General features: G+C 69.1%; 5 protein-coding genes and 1 riboswitch. Of the genes, 3 read left to right on the top strand and 2 right to left on the bottom strand.

Translation table 11 applies throughout. The features are described from left to right. Window positions 1–128: 128 nt before the first annotated feature. Complete coding sequence (locus AB0915_RS38745) at window positions 129–899, bottom strand: CbtA family protein (protein WP_366696049.1); 771 nt, start codon at window positions 897–899, stop codon at window positions 129–131. A 28-nt stretch (window positions 900–927) separates the two neighbouring features. Then, the gene (locus AB0915_RS38740; RefSeq protein ID WP_358859456.1) at window positions 928–1,146 is read right to left on the bottom strand and encodes a CbtB domain-containing protein; all 219 of its coding nucleotides are present in this window, start codon (window positions 1,144–1,146) and stop codon (window positions 928–930) included. Between the two features lie 3 nt (window positions 1,147–1,149). Further along, window positions 1,150–1,298: riboswitch (adenosylcobalamin (AdoCbl) riboswitch) on the bottom strand. A gap of 126 nt (window positions 1,299–1,424) precedes the next feature. On the opposite strand from AB0915_RS38740, the gene AB0915_RS38735 reads away from it, so the two are divergent. From AB0915_RS38735 to AB0915_RS38725, 3 genes are all read left to right on the top strand, one after another. Beyond that, complete coding sequence (locus AB0915_RS38735; RefSeq protein ID WP_366696047.1) at window positions 1,425–2,003, top strand: histidine phosphatase family protein; 579 nt, start codon at window positions 1,425–1,427, stop codon at window positions 2,001–2,003. 288 nt (window positions 2,004–2,291) lie between these two features. Beyond that, on the top strand, window positions 2,292–2,786 hold the full coding sequence (locus tag AB0915_RS38730) for an Asp23/Gls24 family envelope stress response protein (protein WP_366696045.1): 495 nt from the start codon (window positions 2,292–2,294) through the stop codon (window positions 2,784–2,786). Window positions 2,787–2,993: 207 nt separating this feature from the next. Beyond that, window positions 2,994–3,161, top strand: coding sequence for a hypothetical protein (locus AB0915_RS38725; RefSeq protein ID WP_366696051.1), 168 nt, complete (start codon window positions 2,994–2,996; stop codon window positions 3,159–3,161). Window positions 3,162–3,271 lie beyond the last annotated feature (110 nt).

Below are 3,271 nucleotides of genomic sequence, written 5' to 3'. Positions count from 1 at the left end.
GATCCCCACCTAGCTTTATAGTGATCGGACAATCGGAACACTCGGGCCCCCAGGTCTGACGGCCCCCCCGGCGCGGGCCGCGGGGGGCTTAGTGCGCCGTCTATGCGTCCGTCGCGTCGGCGGGCGCCTCAGCTCGCAGCGGCGGCCGCGTGGGACGTGGTACCGCCCCCGGCCGTCACTGCGCCGGCCTTGGGCACCAGCAGCCGCTCGGTCAGATACCCGAAGACCAGACCGAAAGTGGTCCACAGCGTGGCCTGAACGGCGAGGGTGGCAAGGCGGAACTCCCACAGGAGACTGGCCGGGAAGTCCTTGCCGACCTCGTTGAACGAGGGCAGGAAGGCGTAGGCCAGCCCGATGACGAGCACATAGGCGGCGGACGCGGCAATGGACGCGTTCCAGTTGCCCAGGCGGGGAGCCAGCCGCTTGCCGAAGATGACGGCAGCGACGGCCAGCAGCACGCTGAGGGCGACCATCAGGAAGAACAGGGTGGTGCGTTGGCCGATCGTGTCGGGGTTTCCGACAGCCGGCGGATTGGCCGGGTATTTGAGGAACGGCACGACATACACGGTCAGCAAGGCGCCGAACGCGATCAATGCGGCCGTGGCCCTCGGGCCGAACCTGCCGATGCGGCCGAGGGCGTAGCAGAAGACCAGCGCGGCGATGCCGCCGATCGCCACACCGAAGACCAGGACACCGGTGGCGAGACCCGCGGTGGACTGCATGGTGCGGCTGACGAGTTCCTCGCCGCCGTGCTCGTGGCTGTGAGCCTCCTCGAGCGCGATCGCCGCGTCCACACGGGATTCACCGAGGAAGTAGGCGACGGCAAGAGCGAGCGCGCCCGCGGCAAGTCCGGCCAGCATGCCGCGGACGAGCAGCGCTCTGACAGATATGGAGTTCATGAGCGGTTCCCCTGAGGTGCGCAGCGTGTCAGTGGCAGGGGAAACCGAGCAGGTGGCGACCGTCGTGAACCCATTCGTGGACACCTTCGCCGGAGATGACAGCGGTGGCACCCTGCTCGGCTCCGACGAAGTACAGCAGGACGAGCATGAGGATGCCGAAGAAGACCGCCCACGGGGCAATGGCCTTCAGCGAGATGGGGGTGATGGCGGGTGTGGCGACGGTTGCGGGGGCAGCAGTCTGTGCCATGGCAGAACCTCCTGAGGGAACACGCGTCCCGATCGTGGTGCCTGAGACGACAGTGCCGGGTCTGACTTCCCGCAGGGGTACGGGTTCACAGTGGCGCGACCGTGCCGGATTCTCACCGGACTTCCGTCACACCGTCGTCATGTTCGTCGCGACCATACCGCCTGCGGGCACGCGCCGCCATGGCGCCATCTGCGGGGCCGGGAGGCTCGGATGCCATGGTGTGCTTACCCGAAAGGCCACAGTTCAGGGAGGTGACAACGGTGTTGACGGTACAAGTGATGTTGATCTCACCGGCGCTCAATGCGGCGCTGCGTGAAGCCCGTTTCGACGGCGACGCCCCGCTCGACGCGTCCGGTGTCCGGCGGGCGCGTGCGGCCGCTGCCGCGGTGCCTGCCGCCGATCGGCGGGTGTGCGGAGCGGACGAGAGGTGCGCCGGTACCGCCGAGGCGTTGGGGCTGCGGTCCGAGCCCGAACCGACCCTACGCGGCTGGGACTTGGGTCGCTGGAGCGGGCAGCGGCTGACGGAGGTGAGCGAGGCCGAGCCGGAGGCGGTGTCGGCTTGGCTGTCCGACCCTTCGGCAGCACCGCACGGCGGCGAGTCGCTGTTGGACCTGTGCGCGCGGGTGGGCGGCTGGCTGGACTCGTTGCATCGGGACGGCGCCGGGGATGGCCGCGTGATCGCCGTGGTCGAACCCGCGGTGGTGCGCGCCGCGATCGTGCATGCGCTGGGCCTTCTGCCGCAGGCGTTCTGGCGGTTGGACGTCGCCCCGTTGACACTGACAGAGCTCAGCGGCCGGTCCGGCCGCTGGAACCTGCGCTGTGGGCGGCCCTTGAGCACCGGAACCGACGCCCCGTAACCCGGCGTCGGCCTCCACCGCCGGACCGGCCCGCTCTGCCGGTGACGTCAGGTCACAGCATCCCCGGCGACCGGCCGGCCTTCCGTCTGCGATGACCAGCGCGGCGGACAGACAGTGGGCGGGCGGGCCATCTCCGTGACGAACCGCGGAATCCCACCCCTCCCCTCCGCGGCGGGGCCCGTCCGTGGGTCCGCCCACATGCCCCTACCGCTCGAGCAATGCTGACAAATGGTACGTAAACTGGCCAAGGTGTTCGAATCCACCTTCTCTTCGGAAGGGCGACCGACCATGACCGATCAAACGCAGGTGCACCGGCCCGAGACCACCCGACCGCAACCCGAGGCCACGCACGGACCAGGACCGCACGGCGGAAACCGCAGAACGGAACCTGGGTCGCGGGGCCGAACCACGATCGCCGACGGTGTGGTGGCGAAGATCGCCGGGCTGGCGGCCCGGGGCGTGCCCGGAGTCCAGGGCATGGGAGGGGGATTCGCCCGCGGTATGGGGGCCGTGCGGGAGCGGGTCCCCGGAGCGGGAGGTCAGTCCGTCACCAGCGGTGTCAAGGTCGAGGTCGGCGAGGTCCAGACGGCGGTCGACCTGTCGATCGTCGTCGAATACGGATACTCGATCGTCGAGCTCACGGGCGAGGTCCGGACCGAGGTGATCGCCGCCATCGAGCGGATGACCGGTCTGGAGGTCGTGGAGGTCAACATCTTGGTGAGCGACGTGAAGCTGCCCGAGGAGGAAGAGGAACAGCAGGTGCTGGAGAGGCGGGTAGCGTAGCGGTTCGCCGGACCGGATCGCGCCTGGTCGAGGGGTCCACTGCCGTGTCGTCGGCCTGAAACCCCGGCTGTCCGACGAGGTCCGACGAGCTGTCCGGGGCCCAGTCGGCCAATGCCCGGCGGCCCGGGACGGCAGTACGAACGACAGCAGTCGTCGGCGACGCCGGGATACGCCGTCCGGCGCATACTCGAAGGTGGCCCTGAAAGATTGGGGGACGCAATGATCGTCCTCGGAGTCATTCTGCTCGTGCTCGGCATGGTGGCCGGGATTTCCTTCTTGTGGACCATCGGCGTCGCCCTCGTGCTGATCGGTGCGGTCCTCTGGATTCTCGGTGCTGTCGGCCGCGGGATCGCTGGACGGCGCCACTACTGGTGAGAGCGGAAAACGCATCGCCCCGTGAGCTCACCGGCACTTCGTAGGTGCAGCTGCGCGGGACGACGGACGCCGTCGGCGTGTCCCGTCGTCCCTCGGAGGGACGACGGGAC

Origin of the sequence: Streptomyces sp. NPDC048411, from assembly GCF_040704695.1 — a bacterium.
Classification (GTDB): Bacteria; Actinomycetota; Actinomycetes; order Streptomycetales; family Streptomycetaceae; genus Streptomyces.
This window is presented reverse-complemented; position numbering and strand designations above follow the sequence as displayed.